Here is a 16,186-nt window from a genome sequence, read left to right on the forward strand (position 1 = left end):
TCAGATATGTCCGATTTGCAGGTTGATGCCGTTTTCGACGGCCACAACGATGCCCTTTTGCGGATTTGGCACGCCGGAGGCCCCGATGCGATTCGCCGCTTCATCGAGGGTGACGAGATCGGCCATATCGATCTGCCGCGCGCGCGTCAGGGCAAGCTCGCGGGCGGGCTTTGCGCGATCTATGTCCCCTCGGAACGCGTGCTCGACAGCGAGGGCAACTGGCCGACCCCCTCGCGGCAAGAGGCGCTCGAGATCACCACGGCGATGGCCGGGATCCTGACCCGGATCGAGCGCCAGTCCGAGGGCGGCCTGACCATCTGCCGCAAGGCCGCCGATATCCGCCGGGCCATGGCCGCGGGATCGTTCGCCTCGGTGTTTCATATCGAAGGGGTCGAGGCGATCGGCGCCGATCTCGATTTGCTCTATCTGCTCCATGCCGCCGGGCTGCGCTCGCTCGGCCCGGTCTGGAGCCGCCCGAACCTCTTTGCCTTCGGCGTGCCCTTCCGCTTCCCCTCGACGCCCGAAATCGGGCCGGGCTTAAGCGCGCAGGGCAAGGCGCTGATCCGCGCCTGCAATGAGCTGAAGATCATGGTCGATCTGTCGCATATGAACGACGCGGGCTTTTGGGACATTGCCAAGATCTCGGATGCGCCGCTCGTCGCCTCGCATTCGAATGTCCATGCGATCTGCCCGCACAGCCGCAATGTCACCGACCGCCAACTCGACGCGATCAAGGACACCGGCGGCCTTGTCGGGATCAATTTCGGCGTGGCCTTCCTGAACCCCACCGGCGAGCGCGACACTGCCCTGCCGCTCGAGGTCATGCTGCGCCATATCGATTATATCGTCGACCGGATCGGCATCGACCATGTCGCGCTCGGCTCTGATTTCGATGGCACCACGATTCCGGCGGCGCTGCGCGATGCCTCGGATCTGCCGAAGCTCGTCGATGTCTTCAAGCGCGGCGGCTATGACGGCGACGATCTTGCCAAGATCACCCATGGCAACTGGCTGCGGGTGCTGGAACGGACTTGGGGCGGCTGAGACCTGGGGCGGCTGAGACCCGCGCCGCAAAAAGGGGCCAATCGGCCCCTTTTTCGTCTCATCTCGCCTTAGATCACCTGTTCGCAGGCCCGCGCCGCCTCAAGATAGATCTCTTGCAGATGGCGGGTGACCGGCCCGGGTTCGCCCTGCCCGATCACCGTTTCGCCAATTCGCACGACCGGGGTGACAAAGCTTGACGCGCTGGTCAGGAAGGCCTCGGCGGCCCCTTCCGCCTCGGCGATGGTGAAGGGGCGTTCGTCGAAGATGAGGCCGCGCCGCTCGGCCAAAGTCAGCACGGCGCGACGGGTGCAGCCAGGCAGCGTCACCTGAGAATTGCCCCGCGTCACGATCCTGCCGTCATGGGTCACGATAAAGGCCGTCGATGAGGCGCCTTCGGTGATGAAACCGTCCTGATGCAGCCAGACATCGTTGAAGCCGCCGGATTTCGCCGACATCTTGGCCAGAACCTGCCCGAGCAGCATCACCGTCTTGATATCGCGCCGCTCCCACCGCGGGTCATGCATGAGCGCAACCGCAATGCCCTCACGCTGCGCCGGCGTTCCCGACAGTTTCGCGGGCTGAGTGAAAGCGACGAAGGTCGGCACCAGATCACCCGCCGGGTGGAAATTGCGCTCGGCCACGCCGCGCGAGACCTGCAGATAGACCGTGCCGTCTCGCATCTGGTTGCGGCGGATCAGTTCGATCTGCATTTCACGCACATTTTCGAGAGCCATCGGCAGCGAAATCCCGAGCTCCGACAGTGACCGAGCAAAGCGGGCGAGGTGCAAATCGTTGTCGATGAGGTGGCCGTCAAGCACGGCCGTGACCTCATAAATCGCATCTCCAAAGAGAAAACCCCGGTCCATGACCGAAATTTTCGCTTCACTTTCATTGATATAGGAACCGTTCAGGAAGATCTGCCGCGTCATGTCCATTGCCCGCATCTGAAGAGAATGGCGAAGCTAGGGCCCCCGCCGCGAAATGGCCAATGCCGGTTTTACCCAAGGTCAGACCGAATTTGCATGAGGCTGGTCAGGGCACTGACATGGGGCTGGTCAGGGCCGCGCCAGAGGACTAAAGGCGCGGCTTCGAAAGGGAACACCATGGAACTGAAATGGCTGGAAGACTTCGTCATGCTGGCCAGCACGGCAAGCTTCTCGCGCGCGGCCGAGGCGCGTCATATCACGCAATCGGCCTTTTCGCGCCGCATCAAACAGCTTGAGACCTGGCTCGGTGCCGCCCTGATCAACCGTGCCAGTATCCCCGCCGATCTCACCCCCGAAGGCAAGGCCTTCCTGCCGGTCGCCCAGGACGCAATCCGCACCTTCTACGCGACCCGCGACAGCCTGCGCCCGATGGGATCGGGCCGCCATCCGACGCTGAACCTCGCGGCCTTGCTGTCGCTGACTGTCACGCTCTTGCCCCAACTGCTCGAACGGCTCGAGCGCGCTTTGCCAGGCGTGACCGCCAAGGTCATTCCCGATCGCGGCGGCATCGAGGCCAATATCGACGCTTTGGTCAGCGGCGAGGCCGATGTCTTTCTGACCTATGCCCATCCCAATGTGCCGATGCTGCTCGACCCCGAGCAGTTCGACTGGATCACGCTGGGAACGGAAACCATCCTGCCGGTGATCGCGCCCCGCCTGCGTGACCGCACAGCAGCGGTCACGCCGGGTATTCTCGACGAGGCCGCGCAGGGCCATTGCGAGATCCCCTATCTCGATTATGGCCGCGCCTCGTTCTTTGGCACGACCTTGCAGCGGCTGATGACCCAATATCCGTTCCGCCGCCGCATCATCTTTGAAAACTCGATTTCCTTCGGCCTGCGCGAATTCGCGCTGCAAGGCTGGGGGCTGTGCTGGCTGCCCGAAAGCCTCGTGCGCGGGGATCTCGATGCGGGCCGCTTGATGCTCGCCTCGCCCTTGGCGCAGTGGCGTCTGTCGGTCGAGATCCGGCTTTACGCCTATCGCGGCGAGGATCCGGGGCGGGGACATCCGCTCTGGGAGCGTATTCTGGAAACCCTCGCCACGCCTGACGCCGCCGCACCCGCGAGGGCGTGACGGCGCGAGGACAGCGTGGCGGCTCGGTCAGAAGAAGAAGACCGCCGCACCCAGACTGACCGCCGAAATCCAGATCGTCGCAAGACCACCCAGCACCAGCGGACGCAGGCCGAGGCTTTTGAGTTTGGCGAAATTGGTGTTCATCCCCAAAGCGGTCAGCGCCATGGTCAGGAGGATCGGCGTGATCGTAACCAGCCCGTCATGGGCGGGCGCCGGGATAACGCCCAGACTGTTGACCAACATGATCGCGACGAAAGCGATCAGAAAGAAGGGCACCAGCGGCGGGCGCGCGGTGGATTTGTCGCCCCCGCCTTTGCGGTTGATCATCAGCCCCATCAGGATCAGCAGCGGCGCGAGCATCACCACCCGGCACAATTTGACGACGATGGCGATCGTGCCCGCCTCTTCGCCGCCCTGAAAACCCGCGCCAACCACTTGCGCGACCTCATGGACCGCCGCGCCCGACCAGACGCCATATTGCGCAGGGCTAAGCCCGAACACCGGCATCAAAAGCGGGAAGGCGAACATCGCAAGCGTGCCAAAAATCGTGACACAGGACACGGCATAAGCGACATCCTCATCCTTGCCCCGGATCGTCAGATCGGCCGCGGCAATCGCAGACGCCCCGCAGATCGACGAGCCCGCTGCGATCAGGCCGGTCAACTCGCGCCCGATCCCCATGCGGCGACCGACCCAGAGCGTGAAGAAATAGGTCGAGAAAAGCGCAATCGCCGCCACGGCAAAACCGCCGACCCCCAGCGCGCCAATCTGGCTTAGGGTGATCTGGAGGCCCAAAAGCGCAACAGCCGCACGCAACAGGGTCTTGGCCGCGAATTTAACCCCGGTCACGGCGGTTTCGGGCAAAGCGAAAATATTGGCAAAGAGCATCCCGACCAGAATGCCAATGATCATCGGGCTGAAGGTCCCGAGCCCCGGCAGGGACCGCAGCCCATAAGCCGCAGCCGCGAACAAAGCGACCAGCGTCAGACCGGGAATATGGCCCATGAAGGGCAAGTCCCGTGCGGGGCGTTGAAGCTGGCTAACCTGCATGGCGATGTCTTTCCTCACTGCTCGGACTCGCTCTTGCGCCCTTGCATTCAAGAAGAAAAACAGAAGTTTTCTATCGGATTGATCTGAATTTTAGATTGATTGATGCCATCGCGTCCGGGATCAGAAATAAATCAATAATATCAGCGCAATAAGAAGGACGCGCAGAATTACTTTCTCGATGCGCGCGATCAAAGAGTGATAATTTTCTTCGTTCTTTCGCAACTGGGGATCATAATTTCGCCACAATCGCGTGCAACTGACCCCTTGCGTCACGAATCACGATCCCTCCGCCAAAGCCCCCGCCTCGTCGATCAGCATCGCAAAGGCGCGCGCCGCCCGACTGAAATGGCGGTCCAACCGGCGCAGTTGCAAAAACGGGCGCGCCCCGATCGTATAGGGCAGCGCCCTGAGCCGCCCCGCCTCAATCAGGGGCCCGGCGACAAGGCCCGAGACCACGCCAATGCAATCGCTGTTCTCAATCCCGGAACAGACCGCTTCATTGGTCGAAAACTCCATGACCACCGACAGACGATCCGGATCGACGCCACTACGGCGCAGCTCGGTTTCAAAGCTCGATCGCGTGCCCGAGCCACGCTCGCGCGTGACCCAACCCTGCGTGGCAAACGCACGGCGCAAATCCTTGGGCGGCTCGGCGGCCCAAGGGTGGCCGGGCGCGCAGACCAGCACCAGAAGGTCTTGCGCCACCGGTTGCTGCGCGATCCGGCTCGCCTCGTCCGGGCCGAGATCGCCCTCGACCGCGCCCTCGACATAAGCGAGATCGCAGAGCCCTTTGCGCACTGCCTCGAGACATTGCACCGTATTGCCGACCTCGACCGTCAGCGCGATGCCGGGATGGCGCGCGGCAAAGCGCATGACGAAACGGGGCAGCCAGTGGCTTGAGACGGTCTGGCTGGCATGGATGCGCAGCTCTCCGAGTTTCAGCCCCGAGAGGTCGCCAAGCGTCGCCTCGGTATCCTTGACCACCGCCATGATCTCTTGCGCCTTGCGCTGCATCACACGGCCCTCATCGGTCAGGCGGATGCCACGTCCGACGCGGTCGAAAAGCCGCAATTGATGCGTATTTTCAAGCGTCTGAATGGCACCGCTGACAGCGGATTGAGTCAGATGCAACCGCTCGGCTGCACGGGTGACGTGCTCAAGTTCGGCCACCATCAGGAAAATTCGGAGTTGTTCGAGTGTCATGCTCTGGCCTTTTGCCGCAGGTTCCCCGATCCCTCGCCCCGCCGCAAGGCGCTTGATCTGCATCGCCGCACCGCTTATATGTCTAGCCAGTTAGCTAGACAGGTGCGCCATGTGGACTTTGCAAGATGCCAAGAACCGCTTCTCGGCCGTGGTGGATGCCGCGCTGTCGGGCGAGCCGCAAGAGGTCACGCGCCGGGGGAAGCCTGCGGTCGTCGTCCTCTCGGCCGAGGATTATGCCCGCATGACCGCCGCTGCCCGGGCGGCGCGCGGCACCTTCACCGATCACCTCCTTGGTTTTCCGGGCCTCGATCTGGACCAGCGGCCGAAAGCTCGCCCGCGGGATGTCGAGTTCTGAAATGTATCTCCTTGATACCAATGTGATCTCGGCGCTGCGACGCCCCGAACGGGCGCCCGCGGTCGCGCAATGGCTGCGCGGCCAGCCGGATCAGGAGCTTTACCTCTCGGTCATCACTCTGGGCGAGATCGAGCGCGGCATTGCTCGGCAAGAGATCATCAATCCGGGCTTTGCGCGCGATCTGAACGACTGGCTCGACCGCACGACCCAGCTTTTCGCCGACCGCATCCTGCCCTTCGGCAGCGTCGAGGCGCGGATCTGGGGCCGGTTGTCCGCGACGATCGGCCATGATGGCGCGGATCTGATGATCGCGGCCACCGCGCTGGCCCGCGATGCGATCGTTGTCACCGGGAATATGTCCGATTTCACCCCTTCAGGATGCCGCCTGCTCGATCCCTTTCAGCCCTGATCCGGACAAAAGAGATCGAAAACAACCGCGCGCGGGGAAATCTTTTCCGATTTGTGCGCAACGGCACATAGAACAAGCAGGATTCTGGCTAAATTAATCCAAGTTAAAGAGTGTGATTCGTTAATCGGTTCAATATCTGCCTTATCAAAGCGTCTTGCATTTTTCGAATGCAGGACGCTTCTTTTCTGATCCGGAAAAGCCGTCTGCGGGCCTCATCGCCCGCGGCGGTGATGATCCGAAGGGGCCTAGGTCTCTGCCGCCAATTCGACCAAATTGAGACAAAGCGCGGTTGCTTTGGCCATATCCTGCACCGAAACCCATTCGAGCGGCCCGTGAATGTTTTGCATGCCGGTAAAGAGGTTCGGCGTCGGCACGCCCATCTCGGTCAGGCGCGACCCATCGGTGCCGCCCCGGATCGGTACGGAAATCGGCTCGATCCCAAGCTTGCGGCAGGCCGCATAAGCAAGATTGACCGGGGTCATATCTTTCTCGATCCAATAGCGCATATTACGGTATTGCGGGCGGATCTCGCATTGAATCGTGGCGCGGGGTTCGGTGGCCTGAACCGCTGCGCAAACCTGCCGGATCAGCTCGCCTTTCGCGGCCAGACCTGCGAGCTCGAAATCGCGAATGATGAGGCTGATCTTCATCTCGGACGAGCCCCCGCTCATCCCCGTCGCATGGATAAAGCCGTCGCGGCCCTCAGTCAGCTCTGGCACCATCGCGGCTTGCGGCAGCGTCGCGATGATTTTCGCGGCAAGATGGATCGCGTTCACCATCTTGTCCTTGGCCAGGCCTGGATGAATAGAGACGCCGGTCACGGTGATTTCGGCGCCATCGGCCGAGAAACTCTCATACTCGATCTCTCCCACCGAGCCGCCGTCGAGCGTATAGGCAAAAGCCGCGCCGAGATCTTTGGGCAATTGCGGATTGACGCCACACCCGATTTCTTCGTCCGGCGTGAAGGCCAAGCGAAGCGTCGGATGGGCGATCTGCGGATTGCTTAGCAGGTGACGCGCAAGCGTCATCAAAACGGCGACGCCCGCCTTGTCATCGGCGCCAAGCAGGGTCGTTCCCGAAGCGGTAATCAGATCGTCACCAATCTTTTCAGAGAGATAGGGATACTCCTCGGGCGAAAGGACCAGCGCGGAATCATCGGGGAAGGTCACATCGCCACCGTTATATCCCCGGATCACACGCGGCTTCACGCCGGTTGCGTTGAATTGCGGCGCGGTATCAACATGGGCCAAAAGGCCGATGACCGGGCCCGGGGCCGTGCCGGGAATCGTCGCCAAAACCGTGCCATAGGCGGTCAGCTGCACGTCGCTTGCGCCCATTTCGGTCAGCTCGCGTTCAAGCAGACGCAACATGGCGAACTGGATCTCGCTGCTGGGAGAGCTGGCGCTGGCGGCGTCACTTTGGCTGTCGATCGCCGCATAGCGGACCAAGCGCGCCTCGAGTTCATGATCAAATTGTCCAGACATCGAACCTCCTGTCTTCCCCCGAGAAAAGGCGCTTCGCGGGCGATGCTGTCAAGCCCGCGCGGCCCCCGAAATCCGTCTGCTCATCTGCGTCGAAACTCCCGATTGCCCCTGCGCGGTTCTCGCGCCAATCAGATTTATCCACTTGCACCAATCGCGCCAGAGCCAAAATCCACATCGGCGTGCTTCACATTTTCGCGGGGATATTTTTGCGGCGGATTTCGAGACTTAGCACTTAAAGCAAGCCCCGATCAAAACCGGCTCGGCCAGAGGTTGCCGATAAAAAGACAGGATCAGCCGGGAATTGCCGATCCTTTAAACCCGGCTGCCGGAATGAGTTAAGAAATGTTATCTCTGCCGCAATCAGGGCAATCAGGGCGGCCCCAAACAAGCGCCTGGTGCAATCGTGCCAAACACCAACATTCGAGAACTCAAAGAGGAACTGGATGCCTAGCAACAAAAATGACGTGATTCGTGGACCCTATTCGTCCAAACCGATCTATGCTTTGGGCGGAGACGACAAGATCTATTGGGGCCCGGCGAGCGGAAGCGGCATCGTCTACGGCGGCGATACGGGCGAGCATTACGATCCCGATCCCTATCACAACGGCAACCCGGGGGGTGATCGCCTGTATTTGACCGGCAAACAGGGCATCACCGTCCGTTTCATCACGACGGAATCGGGCGTCGCGACCGGTGGCGGCGAATCGCTGAAATTCTTCGGGATCGAACGGCTTCATGGCTCTGCGGGCAATGATATCATCAACGCCGCCCGCGCGACCCTTGCGCCGGCTCATGACGGCACCCCGCAACACGGCCTGTCGATCTATGCGGGCGCGGGCAATGACCGCATCACCGGCACGGCCTTCGCGGATGTCCTCGACGGTGGTTCGGGCAATGACACGATCTTTGGCGGCGCGGGTGACGATTTCATCCAGTCGAGCACCGGCGACGATCTGATCTATGGCGGCGCGGGCAATGACAACATCCGCTGGGGGCTGGGCGACAACGTCGCTCCGGGCAATGACACGATCTATGGCGGCAACACGCAGGAAGGGATCGGCGATCTCATCAACATCTGGGTCGTGAACGGCGACCAGAGAACCGGTGCCCATGTCCGCTTCACCACGGCCGAAGATGGCGTCGCCACCTCGACCATGGGCGGGCGCACCAACACGCTGCATTTCTACGATTTCGAGAACGGCTGGACCCATCGCGGCAATGACACGATCGACGCCTCGGGGGCGAAGATCGGGGCCAATATGCATGGCGTCAACTTCAGCGCACGCTGGGGCGATGACATCCTCATCGGCTCGCGCGGCAATGACACGCTGCAGGGTGGTGAGGGGCGCGACACCATCACCGGCGGCAAGGGCAACGACCTGATCTCGGCCAATGGCGAGGCCTATAACTGGCGCGCTCCGGGCGATGGCGTCGCCGATACGCTGATCTTCCACCGGGGTGATGGCGCGGATACCGTGCTGGGCTTTGACGTCGGCATCGACATCCTGCAGGTCGATGGCCGCAGCTATTCCGTGAGCCAGACCGCCCGCGGCACGCTGCTGGATTTCGGCCACGGTGACAGCATCCTTCTGAGCAACATCTTCGATTTCACCTGAGCCAGATGCGAGAAACCGGGCGATTGACAGACCGTCGCCCGGGCAATCGAGCCTGTGATCCATGATGCGGCGCGCCTTACCTAGGCGCGCCGATCAGCTTTTCAGGCCTGCGGCAATGCGCTCGGCCACGCGCAGGGCATTGGCGGCGATCGTCAGGCTGGGATTGACCCCGTTCGAGGTCGGCATGAAAGACGAATCCGCGACATAGAGGTTCGAGACCCCATGCACGCGGCAGTCACGGTCAAGCACGCTCGTCTTCGGATCCTCGCCAAACCGCGCCGTTCCGCAGGGATGAGCAAAGTTGAGCTGCGGGCTGTTGCCCATGAAAATATGCCGATTGGCGCGAAACGCCTTGCGCATCGCCTGACGAAAGGCGGCGCGGCGATTTTGCAGCTCGGGCGAGATGCGATAGCTGAACTCGAGCCGGTCGCTGCCCGGATCGCCCGCGATCAACCGGTTGTCGGCATAGGGCAGATCCTCGAGCACGCCGACAAAAAGCCGCGCCGGACCCAAAAGCTTGGCCGCCGCAAGGGCCGGGATCCGCAGCGCCTGCCGCAAAGGCCGCAGCGCGCGCAGCCGCGAGACATCGAAGCGGTTTTGCAGGGCGAACAGCACCTCGCCATAGCCCGCGGTGAGGCCCATCGACTGGATCAGCCCGAATCTTTGGCCGTTGCCATAATAGAGATCGCGGAAACTGATCGAGCGGCTTTCGCCATCATCCCGATCCGCGCCTTTGCCCGGCCAGATTGCGACAATCTCGCTGAGATGAAACATCAGGTTGCGACCGAGCACATCGTGACGGTTGCCGATGCCCGCAGGCCAGCTTTCACTGCGCGAGCGCGCCAGCAGCGCGGGCGTGCCAAGACCGCCCGCCGCCACGACATAGGCACGCGCGCTCAGGGTGAACTCCTCGCCCTCCCGCCTGCAGGTGATCGCGCTGACCTGATCGCCCGCGGTGATCTCGACGACCTCGCAGCGGTCCAAAAGCGCGACCCGCCCGGTTTCAAGCGCGGGCAAGACCCCCGCGGTGCGCCCGTCCATCTTGCAGCGTTTCGCGCAGCGCCGCCCGAAGCAGTTCTCGCATCCCGGCAGGAAACGCGCGGCCATATGGGTCTGGTAGGGGTGCAGCCCGTCGCGCCGCAGCGAGTCGCAAATGGTCTGATCGGTGGACGAGAGCGCGCGCGCCGGATAGGGTAATGCGGGCGCCTGCGGATCGAGCGGATCGGTTTCGCCACTGATGTGGAAATAACGCTCGGCGCGTTCGAAATAGGGCGCGAGTTCGCCGTAGCCCACCGGCCAGCCGCCGGTCGGATGCGGGCGCTCGGGCAGATCGTCGAGGTCGTGACGCTCGGGCCGCTCAAGCGTTGCCGCGTAATAAAGCGACGTGCCCCCGACGGCCGCGCCGATCACGCCTTCCAGCTCGACGCGGCGGTTGTCGAGATGCGCGACCAGCGGGCTTGGCCAAGCGCCAGCGTCCAGCCGCTCTTCCGCCGTCTGCGCCGAGGTCATCGGCAGGCCAGAGGGGGTGTCGCCGAGATCCTTGCCCTTCTCGATCATCAGAACCGAGAGCCCGAGCTCGGCCAGCCGCCGCGCGGCCAGCCCGCCCCCGATCCCGGTGCCGATGACAATCACATCCCAATCCGAGCCCATGATCTCGCGCGTCATAATAACCTCAACACCAAACAGGCAAGCGGGCGACACAGACCCTTCCAAACTGGTTCGGGGCGATCATCTTCTTGCTTCGCGCGACGTTAGAGCGAAGCCCGACCGCGCGTAAGTTGCCTGTTTGTTAGGTTTATTCTGCCACGGTGCGGCTTAATCGGTGTAATCGAAAGATTTGGGGTGGTTCGCCAGACTGCCGGTGGTCGCGGCGTAAAGAATGGTCCGGCCATCGACGGTTTCGGCATTCCCACCCATGCCCATCCAGTTCAAGGTCTGCGGCCCATCCGCGGAATCCGCGCGCAAGAGCAGGCCGAACATCACCTTGTCGGTCTTTTGATAGAGCACCGCGATCTGGTTGTTGCCGCAATCGTGCTTCTTGCAGCCGGTCATCACCAGATACTCCTTGCCGCCGAACTGCACCATCTGGCTCGGCGAGGTCACCGGGCCGCTCAGAACCCAATCCGGCACGGTCCAGCCCGTCGCCATTTTGTCGAAACTCGCGCGCATTTCGCTGTTCGTCGACAGATCGGCGAGGGTCGGTTCAGCGCTTTCGGCAAAAGCCGCTGGCGTCAGACCAAGGATCAGCGCCAAAGCTCCGGCAGCGCGCAGAGAAGAGAGCATGTTCTCATTCCTTTCGATGTTTCGTCAGGGACTTACCCAAGAGCCCATGTCCCGCTTTCAACCTAGAAAGGCACGAAAGCGGCTTCAAGCCAACTCAATGTGATGGATCCGACGGGGCCGATCCGGCGTTGAGCCGGATCAGATTGCGCGGTTTGTTTGCCTGATCAGGACGCGGCCCGCAAAGTGCGGACGCAGTCTTGAAGCTTGCGGAAGGCCGCGAAACGGGCGTCATGACGCGCGACGGCCTGAGGCTCGGGCAGATAGGTCTTTTCGGTCCGCGTCATCGCCGCCATCGCCTGTGTCATGCTATCGTTTTTGCCCGAGGCAACCGCGCCCAGAATGGCCGAACCGAGCAGAACAGGCTCTTCCGCCTCGGTCGCGACCAGCGGCAGGCCGGTGGCATCGGCGAGAATCTGGCGTGTCAGGTCATGCGCACCGGCACCGCCCGAGATGACGATCTGCTTGACCACCGCGCCATTCGCCGCCTGAGTCTCGATGATCTGGCGCAGGCCGTAGCCGATCGAGGCCACACCCGCGACGTAAAGCGCAATCAAGCTGTCGAGATCACGCTCCATCCCCAGACCGGCGATGACGGCGCGGGCATGGGGATCGGCGAAGGGCGCGCGGTTGCCAAGGAATTCCGGCACGACATGGATCTCGCCCGCCAGCGCAATCGCATCTGCGGCCTTGGCCTTTTCAAGCGCACGATCCGCCAGCCACACCGGCAGCGGCTGGCCCGCCTTGGCCGCAGCCGAAGCTGCCTCGGTCGTCGCAGGGTGGAAGGCAATCAGCTGATCGATGGCCGCGCCTGCTGCCGATTGGCCGCCCTCGTTCAGCCACATATCCGGCACCATCGCCTGATAATAAGGCCCCCAGACACCCGGCACGAAAACCGGATCCTTGGTCGTGGTCATGGTGCAGGACGAGGTCCCGAAGACATAGGCGAGGCTGTCGGTCGGCGCGCCTTCGGCCCCCACGGTGCCGACGCCGCCCGCATGAGCGTCGATCAGGCCCGCGCCCACTGCGATCCCGGCAACAAGGCCCAGATCGGCGGCCGCTGCCGCCGTCAGACCCGCGCCAAGCGGGGTGCCGGGCGCGACGATTTCCGTGCCGATCCGCGCAAAGCCTTCATCGGCCAAAGCGCCCAGCCCGATCTGGCGGAAATAGCTGTCGTCCCAACGGCCCTCATGGGCGAGATAGGTCCATTTGCACGTCACGGTGCAGGTCGAGCGGGCAAGGCTGCCCGTCGCGCGCCAGCCGAGATAATCGGCGAGATCGAAGAAATGACCGGCCTTGGCGAAGGTTTCGGGCTTTTCTTCGGCGAGCCAGAGGATCTTCGGCGTCTCCATCTCCGGAGAAATCACACCGCCGACATATTTCAGCACGTCATGGCCCTGCGCATTGATCCGCTCGGCCTGAGCAATGGCGCGGTGGTCCATCCAGACGATGATATTGCGCTCAGGATCGTTCGAGGGACCGACCGCCAAGGGCGCGCCGTCACCGTCCAGAACCACCAGCGAGCAGGTCGCATCAAAGCCGATCCCCGCGACATCCTCGGGCGCAATCGCAGCTTGCGCCACCGCGCCCTTGACCGAGGCGCAGACGGCTTGCCAGATCTGGTTGCCCGATTGCTCGACGATCGAGCCCGGCTCGCGCCAAATGGTGATGTCCTGCTTGGCCGAACCCAACATGCGCCCGGCAAGGTCAAAGACCCCGGCGCGGGCACTGCCCGTCCCAACATCCACACCGATGAGATATTTGCCGCGCTGGGTCATGGGCTGGCCTTTCAACTTCTGGAAAAAGATGCCCCCTCCGCAGGGGAGGATGCGGAGAGGGCGTGCGCGGACCTTAGAGGTCGACGCTATTCGGCAGGATCACCAGATCCCGGACGACCACACCGCGCGGGCGGGTCAGCATGAACATGACGCAATCGGCGACTTCCTTGGGCTGCATCAGCGAGCCATTGGCCAACGCATCCTCCATCTTGGCTTTCGGCCAATCGTCGAGAAGCGCGGTCACGACCGGACCGGGCAGAACCGCGCCGATGCGCACGCCATGGGGCGAGATCTGGCGGCGCACGGTATGGGTGAAGGCCTGAACCGCATGTTTCGAGGCGGTGTAGATCGGCTCCCAGACCACCGGCACGACGCCCGCGACCGACGAAGTCATGATGATATCGCCAGATTTCTGCGCGATCATGTGGTTCATGACCGCATGGACCGAGCGGAAGGCCGCATTGATGTTGAGGTTCAGCATCACATCCCAGGCGTCGGGATTGCCCTCGGCAATCGGGCCGCCAATGTAGGCACCGGCATTCGCGTGGAAGATGTCGAGCCCACCTGCAAGGGATTTGATCCCCTCAAGCATCCCTGCGACACTTTTGGGGTTCAGCAGATCGACAACCAGCGGGAAGGCGTTCGGGCCCAGCTCGGCGACCAGCTCGCCCAACCGCTTCTCGTCGCGGTCCACCAGCACGACCTTGGCGCCCGCATCCAGCATCGCGCGCGCGCAAGCCAGACCGATCCCCGATGCCGCGCCGGTGATCGCGGCGACCTTGCCCTTGAGTTCTTCAGCCATTTCTTCAGCTCCTGTGGTGGGCGCGGCTTAAGCGCGCCCGTGGCTCACACGCGACCGGCGCGCAAGCGAATCGACAATGACGGCAATCGCCAGAACCGCGCCGGTGATCATGTAGCGCAGCGAAGACGACAGGTTCAGCAGCGTCAGCCCGTTCGAGATCGCCTGAATGACGATGATCCCCAAAAGCGCCGAATAGGCACTGCCGCGGCCGCCAAAGAGGCTGGTGCCGCCGATGACCGCCGCCGCAATCGCGTTGAGGTTCACGTCACCCGTCCCGGCCTGCTGGCTCGACGAGGCCAGACGCGAGGCCGAGAGCACGCCGCCAAGGGCGGCAAGGCTCGAACAGAGGATGAAGGCCGACATATAGATGCGCTTGACGTTGATGCCGGCGCGACGCGCGGCCTCGCGGTTGCCACCAACGGCGAACATCGAGCGGCCCCATTGCGTCCGGGTCAGCGCATATTGCAGCGCGACGACCAGAACCACGAAAAGCATGAACATGTAAGGCACGCCGCGGCCACGGTTCAGGTAATAGACCGCGAATTCAAGGCCAAGCGTGATCGCACCGGCCTTGACGAGCAGAAGCGACATCGGCCGCGCGCTCAGACCCGCCGCGATCCGGCGTTTCGCGGTCGAGAGACCTGACAGGATGATGACGATGCCGGGCAGAAGCGCCAGCGAATGCGACAACCATTTCGGCATGATCAGGATCTGGCCGAACTTCACCAAAGGCGAGGCATAGGGCAGGTTGATCGAGCCGGTCGGGCCGAGGATATAAAGCTGCATCCCCAGAACGGCCAGCAGACCGGCCAGAGAGATAATGAAGCTCGGCATCCCGATCTTGTTGAAAAGAAGCGAATAAATCAGGCCGATCACCGAACCGGCCAAGATGGCTGCCAGAATCGCAACCGCGACCGGAAAGCCCATATTCACCCAAAGAACGCCCGTGACCGCAGAGGCGAAGCCGCTGACCGAACCGGCCGAAAGGTCGATCTCGCCCAAAAGCAGCACGCAGACAATGCCAAGCGAGATCACGCCCACCGTCGCGCAATCAAAGAGCAGGTTCACCAGGTTGTTCGGCGCCAGAAAGACCGGGTTCAGGCTGGTGAAGACGACCGAAATCACGATCAGACCGACGACCACGGGCAGAACGCCGAGATCGCCCGCCTTGACGCGATCGATGAAGGCACGCAGCGCGCCGCCAATCGTGTCGTCATGGCGCACACGCTCGTCGCTGCGGTCGAGGGCGGCGGGGGGATTGGTCTGGCTCATGCGAGGTTCTCCTGCGGATGGGCCTCGGCGGCCTTGCGCTCTTGACGGCGCGACACCGAGTTTTCGCTGGCGCCGGTAATGGCGGCGACGAGCTCTTGATTGCTCGATTCCGGCGTGAAAATGCCGTTGTTCTTGCCCAGACGCAGCACGACGATCCGGTCGGCGACGGCGCGGACATCTTCCATGTTATGCGAGATGATGATGACGCCCAGCCCGCGATCGCGAACACGCTCGATCAGGTTCAGAACCTCGGCGGTCTGCGCGACGCCAAGCGCGGCGGTCGGCTCGTCCAGCATGATGATCTTGGGATTGAGGAGCAGCGAGCGCGCAATCGCGACGGTCTGACGCTGGCCGCCCGAGAGCGAGGCAATGGGCTCGCGCACCGAAGGAATGCGGGCCGCGAGCTCTTTCAGAAGGGTCCAGGCCCGGACCTCCATCTGAACCTCGTCAAGCGCGAGCGGGTTGATCTCGTGGCCAAGGAACAGGTTGGCGACCACGTCGAGGTTCTCGCACAAAGCAAGATCCTGAAAAACCGTAGCAATCCCCATGCTCAGGGCCGCGCCGGGATCAGAGAGATTGACCTCTTTCCCCATGAATTCAATCGTGCCCGAGGTGGGTTGATGCACCCCGGCCAGAACCTTGACCAGCGTCGATTTTCCCGCGCCGTTGTCGCCCACCAGGGCAACCACTTCGCCCGCGTGGACATCGAGTTCAATATCGGTCAGCGCAGAAACGGCACCGAATTTCTTGGTCACGCCCCGCAGGCTCAGAATGCGTTCGCCCCGCGCGGGGGAAGCTGATGATAAGTCGGTCATGCCATTTGCGCCCGTGTT

General features: G+C 62.7%; 15 protein-coding genes. 5 read left to right on the forward strand and 10 right to left on the reverse strand.

Going from position 1 to position 16,186, the window contains the following annotated elements; genetic code table 11:
• Positions 1 to 6: 6 nt before the first annotated feature.
• Positions 7 to 1,044, forward strand: coding sequence for a dipeptidase (locus JCM7686_RS21110; protein WP_020953047.1), 1,038 nt, complete (start codon positions 7 to 9; stop codon positions 1,042 to 1,044).
• 68 nt (positions 1,045 to 1,112) lie between these two features.
• On the opposite strand, the gene JCM7686_RS21115 is transcribed toward JCM7686_RS21110, so the two are convergent.
• A complete protein-coding gene (locus tag JCM7686_RS21115) occupies positions 1,113 to 1,973 on the reverse strand; it encodes a D-amino-acid transaminase (RefSeq protein ID WP_041528347.1) in 861 nt (286 codons plus the stop codon).
• A gap of 174 nt (positions 1,974 to 2,147) precedes the next feature.
• Here JCM7686_RS21115 and JCM7686_RS21120 point away from each other — a divergent pair, with 174 nt between their 5' ends.
• Positions 2,148 to 3,104, forward strand: a complete 957-nt coding sequence (locus tag JCM7686_RS21120) for a LysR family transcriptional regulator (RefSeq protein ID WP_020953049.1) — start codon at positions 2,148 to 2,150, stop codon at positions 3,102 to 3,104.
• A 27-nt stretch (positions 3,105 to 3,131) separates the two neighbouring features.
• Here JCM7686_RS21120 and JCM7686_RS21125 read toward each other — a convergent pair whose 3' ends face one another.
• Both JCM7686_RS21125 and JCM7686_RS21130 read right to left on the reverse strand, forming a co-directional pair.
• On the reverse strand, positions 3,132 to 4,154 hold the full coding sequence (locus JCM7686_RS21125) for a YeiH family protein (protein WP_020953050.1): 1,023 nt from the start codon (positions 4,152 to 4,154) through the stop codon (positions 3,132 to 3,134).
• A 276-nt stretch (positions 4,155 to 4,430) separates the two neighbouring features.
• Complete coding sequence (locus JCM7686_RS21130) at positions 4,431 to 5,357, reverse strand: LysR family transcriptional regulator (RefSeq protein WP_020953051.1); 927 nt, start codon at positions 5,355 to 5,357, stop codon at positions 4,431 to 4,433.
• 109 nt (positions 5,358 to 5,466) lie between these two features.
• On the opposite strand from JCM7686_RS21130, the gene JCM7686_RS21135 reads away from it, so the two are divergent.
• Positions 5,467 to 5,712, forward strand: coding sequence for a type II toxin-antitoxin system Phd/YefM family antitoxin (locus JCM7686_RS21135; protein WP_020953052.1), 246 nt, complete (start codon positions 5,467 to 5,469; stop codon positions 5,710 to 5,712).
• Position 5,713: 1 nt separating this feature from the next.
• Positions 5,714 to 6,121, forward strand: coding sequence for a type II toxin-antitoxin system VapC family toxin (locus JCM7686_RS21140; RefSeq protein ID WP_020953053.1), 408 nt, complete (start codon positions 5,714 to 5,716; stop codon positions 6,119 to 6,121).
• A 245-nt stretch (positions 6,122 to 6,366) separates the two neighbouring features.
• Here the strand turns inward: JCM7686_RS21140 and pepT are convergent, their stop codons facing one another.
• Positions 6,367 to 7,605 (reverse strand): peptidase T, encoded by a 1,239-nt coding sequence (gene pepT / locus JCM7686_RS21145; RefSeq protein ID WP_020953054.1) that lies wholly within the window; start codon positions 7,603 to 7,605, stop codon positions 6,367 to 6,369.
• A gap of 443 nt (positions 7,606 to 8,048) precedes the next feature.
• Between pepT and JCM7686_RS21155 the strand changes: the two genes are divergently transcribed.
• The gene (locus JCM7686_RS21155; RefSeq protein ID WP_020953055.1) at positions 8,049 to 9,221 is read left to right on the forward strand and encodes a calcium-binding protein; all 1,173 of its coding nucleotides are present in this window, start codon (positions 8,049 to 8,051) and stop codon (positions 9,219 to 9,221) included.
• Positions 9,222 to 9,314: 93 nt separating this feature from the next.
• Here JCM7686_RS21155 and JCM7686_RS21160 read toward each other — a convergent pair whose 3' ends face one another.
• The 6 genes from JCM7686_RS21160 to JCM7686_RS21185 form a co-directional block, all read right to left on the reverse strand.
• The gene (locus JCM7686_RS21160; protein WP_020953056.1) at positions 9,315 to 10,886 is read right to left on the reverse strand and encodes a GMC oxidoreductase; all 1,572 of its coding nucleotides are present in this window, start codon (positions 10,884 to 10,886) and stop codon (positions 9,315 to 9,317) included.
• A gap of 150 nt (positions 10,887 to 11,036) precedes the next feature.
• Entirely contained in the window at positions 11,037 to 11,504 is a 468-nt protein-coding gene (locus tag JCM7686_RS21165) for an Ivy family c-type lysozyme inhibitor (RefSeq protein ID WP_020953057.1), read from the reverse strand.
• A gap of 164 nt (positions 11,505 to 11,668) precedes the next feature.
• Entirely contained in the window at positions 11,669 to 13,279 is a 1,611-nt protein-coding gene (locus JCM7686_RS21170) for an FGGY-family carbohydrate kinase (RefSeq protein ID WP_020953058.1), read from the reverse strand.
• 73 nt (positions 13,280 to 13,352) lie between these two features.
• A complete protein-coding gene (locus JCM7686_RS21175; RefSeq protein ID WP_020953059.1) occupies positions 13,353 to 14,081 on the reverse strand; it encodes an SDR family oxidoreductase in 729 nt (242 codons plus the stop codon).
• Positions 14,082 to 14,108: 27 nt separating this feature from the next.
• Positions 14,109 to 15,353, reverse strand: coding sequence for a sugar ABC transporter permease (locus tag JCM7686_RS21180; protein WP_020953060.1), 1,245 nt, complete (start codon positions 15,351 to 15,353; stop codon positions 14,109 to 14,111).
• Positions 15,350 to 16,168, reverse strand: coding sequence for an ATP-binding cassette domain-containing protein (locus JCM7686_RS21185; RefSeq protein ID WP_020953061.1), 819 nt, complete (start codon positions 16,166 to 16,168; stop codon positions 15,350 to 15,352). Before JCM7686_RS21185 ends, JCM7686_RS21180 begins: the two co-directional genes overlap by 4 nt.
• Positions 16,169 to 16,186 lie beyond the last annotated feature (18 nt).

It is taken from the genome of Paracoccus aminophilus JCM 7686 (genome assembly GCF_000444995.1).
Classification (GTDB): Bacteria; Pseudomonadota; Alphaproteobacteria; order Rhodobacterales; family Rhodobacteraceae; genus Paracoccus; species Paracoccus aminophilus.

Excerpts from the sequence above, each read along its gene's own strand:
- JCM7686_RS21110 (WP_020953047.1), top strand. The coding sequence starts at position 7 with ATGTCCGATTTGCAGGTTGATGCCGTTTTCGACGGCCACAACGATGCC.
- JCM7686_RS21115 (WP_041528347.1), bottom strand. The coding sequence starts at position 1,973 with ATGACGCGGCAGATCTTCCTGAACGGTTCCTATATCAATGAAAGTGAA.
- pepT (WP_020953054.1), bottom strand. The coding sequence starts at position 7,605 with ATGTCTGGACAATTTGATCATGAACTCGAGGCGCGCTTGGTCCGCTAT.
- JCM7686_RS21160 (WP_020953056.1), bottom strand. The coding sequence starts at position 10,886 with ATGACGCGCGAGATCATGGGCTCGGATTGGGATGTGATTGTCATCGGC.
- JCM7686_RS21175 (WP_020953059.1), bottom strand. The coding sequence starts at position 14,081 with ATGGCTGAAGAACTCAAGGGCAAGGTCGCCGCGATCACCGGCGCGGCA.
- JCM7686_RS21130 (WP_020953051.1), bottom strand. The coding sequence starts at position 5,357 with ATGACACTCGAACAACTCCGAATTTTCCTGATGGTGGCCGAACTTGAG.
- JCM7686_RS21165 (WP_020953057.1), bottom strand. The coding sequence starts at position 11,504 with ATGCTCTCTTCTCTGCGCGCTGCCGGAGCTTTGGCGCTGATCCTTGGT.
- JCM7686_RS21120 (WP_020953049.1), top strand. The coding sequence starts at position 2,148 with ATGGAACTGAAATGGCTGGAAGACTTCGTCATGCTGGCCAGCACGGCA.
- JCM7686_RS21180 (WP_020953060.1), bottom strand. The coding sequence starts at position 15,353 with ATGAGCCAGACCAATCCCCCCGCCGCCCTCGACCGCAGCGACGAGCGT.
- JCM7686_RS21140 (WP_020953053.1), top strand. The coding sequence starts at position 5,714 with ATGTATCTCCTTGATACCAATGTGATCTCGGCGCTGCGACGCCCCGAA.
- JCM7686_RS21155 (WP_020953055.1), top strand. The coding sequence starts at position 8,049 with ATGCCTAGCAACAAAAATGACGTGATTCGTGGACCCTATTCGTCCAAA.
- JCM7686_RS21125 (WP_020953050.1), bottom strand. The coding sequence starts at position 4,154 with ATGCAGGTTAGCCAGCTTCAACGCCCCGCACGGGACTTGCCCTTCATG.
- JCM7686_RS21170 (WP_020953058.1), bottom strand. The coding sequence starts at position 13,279 with ATGACCCAGCGCGGCAAATATCTCATCGGTGTGGATGTTGGGACGGGC.
- JCM7686_RS21135 (WP_020953052.1), top strand. The coding sequence starts at position 5,467 with ATGTGGACTTTGCAAGATGCCAAGAACCGCTTCTCGGCCGTGGTGGAT.
- JCM7686_RS21185 (WP_020953061.1), bottom strand. The coding sequence starts at position 16,168 with ATGACCGACTTATCATCAGCTTCCCCCGCGCGGGGCGAACGCATTCTG.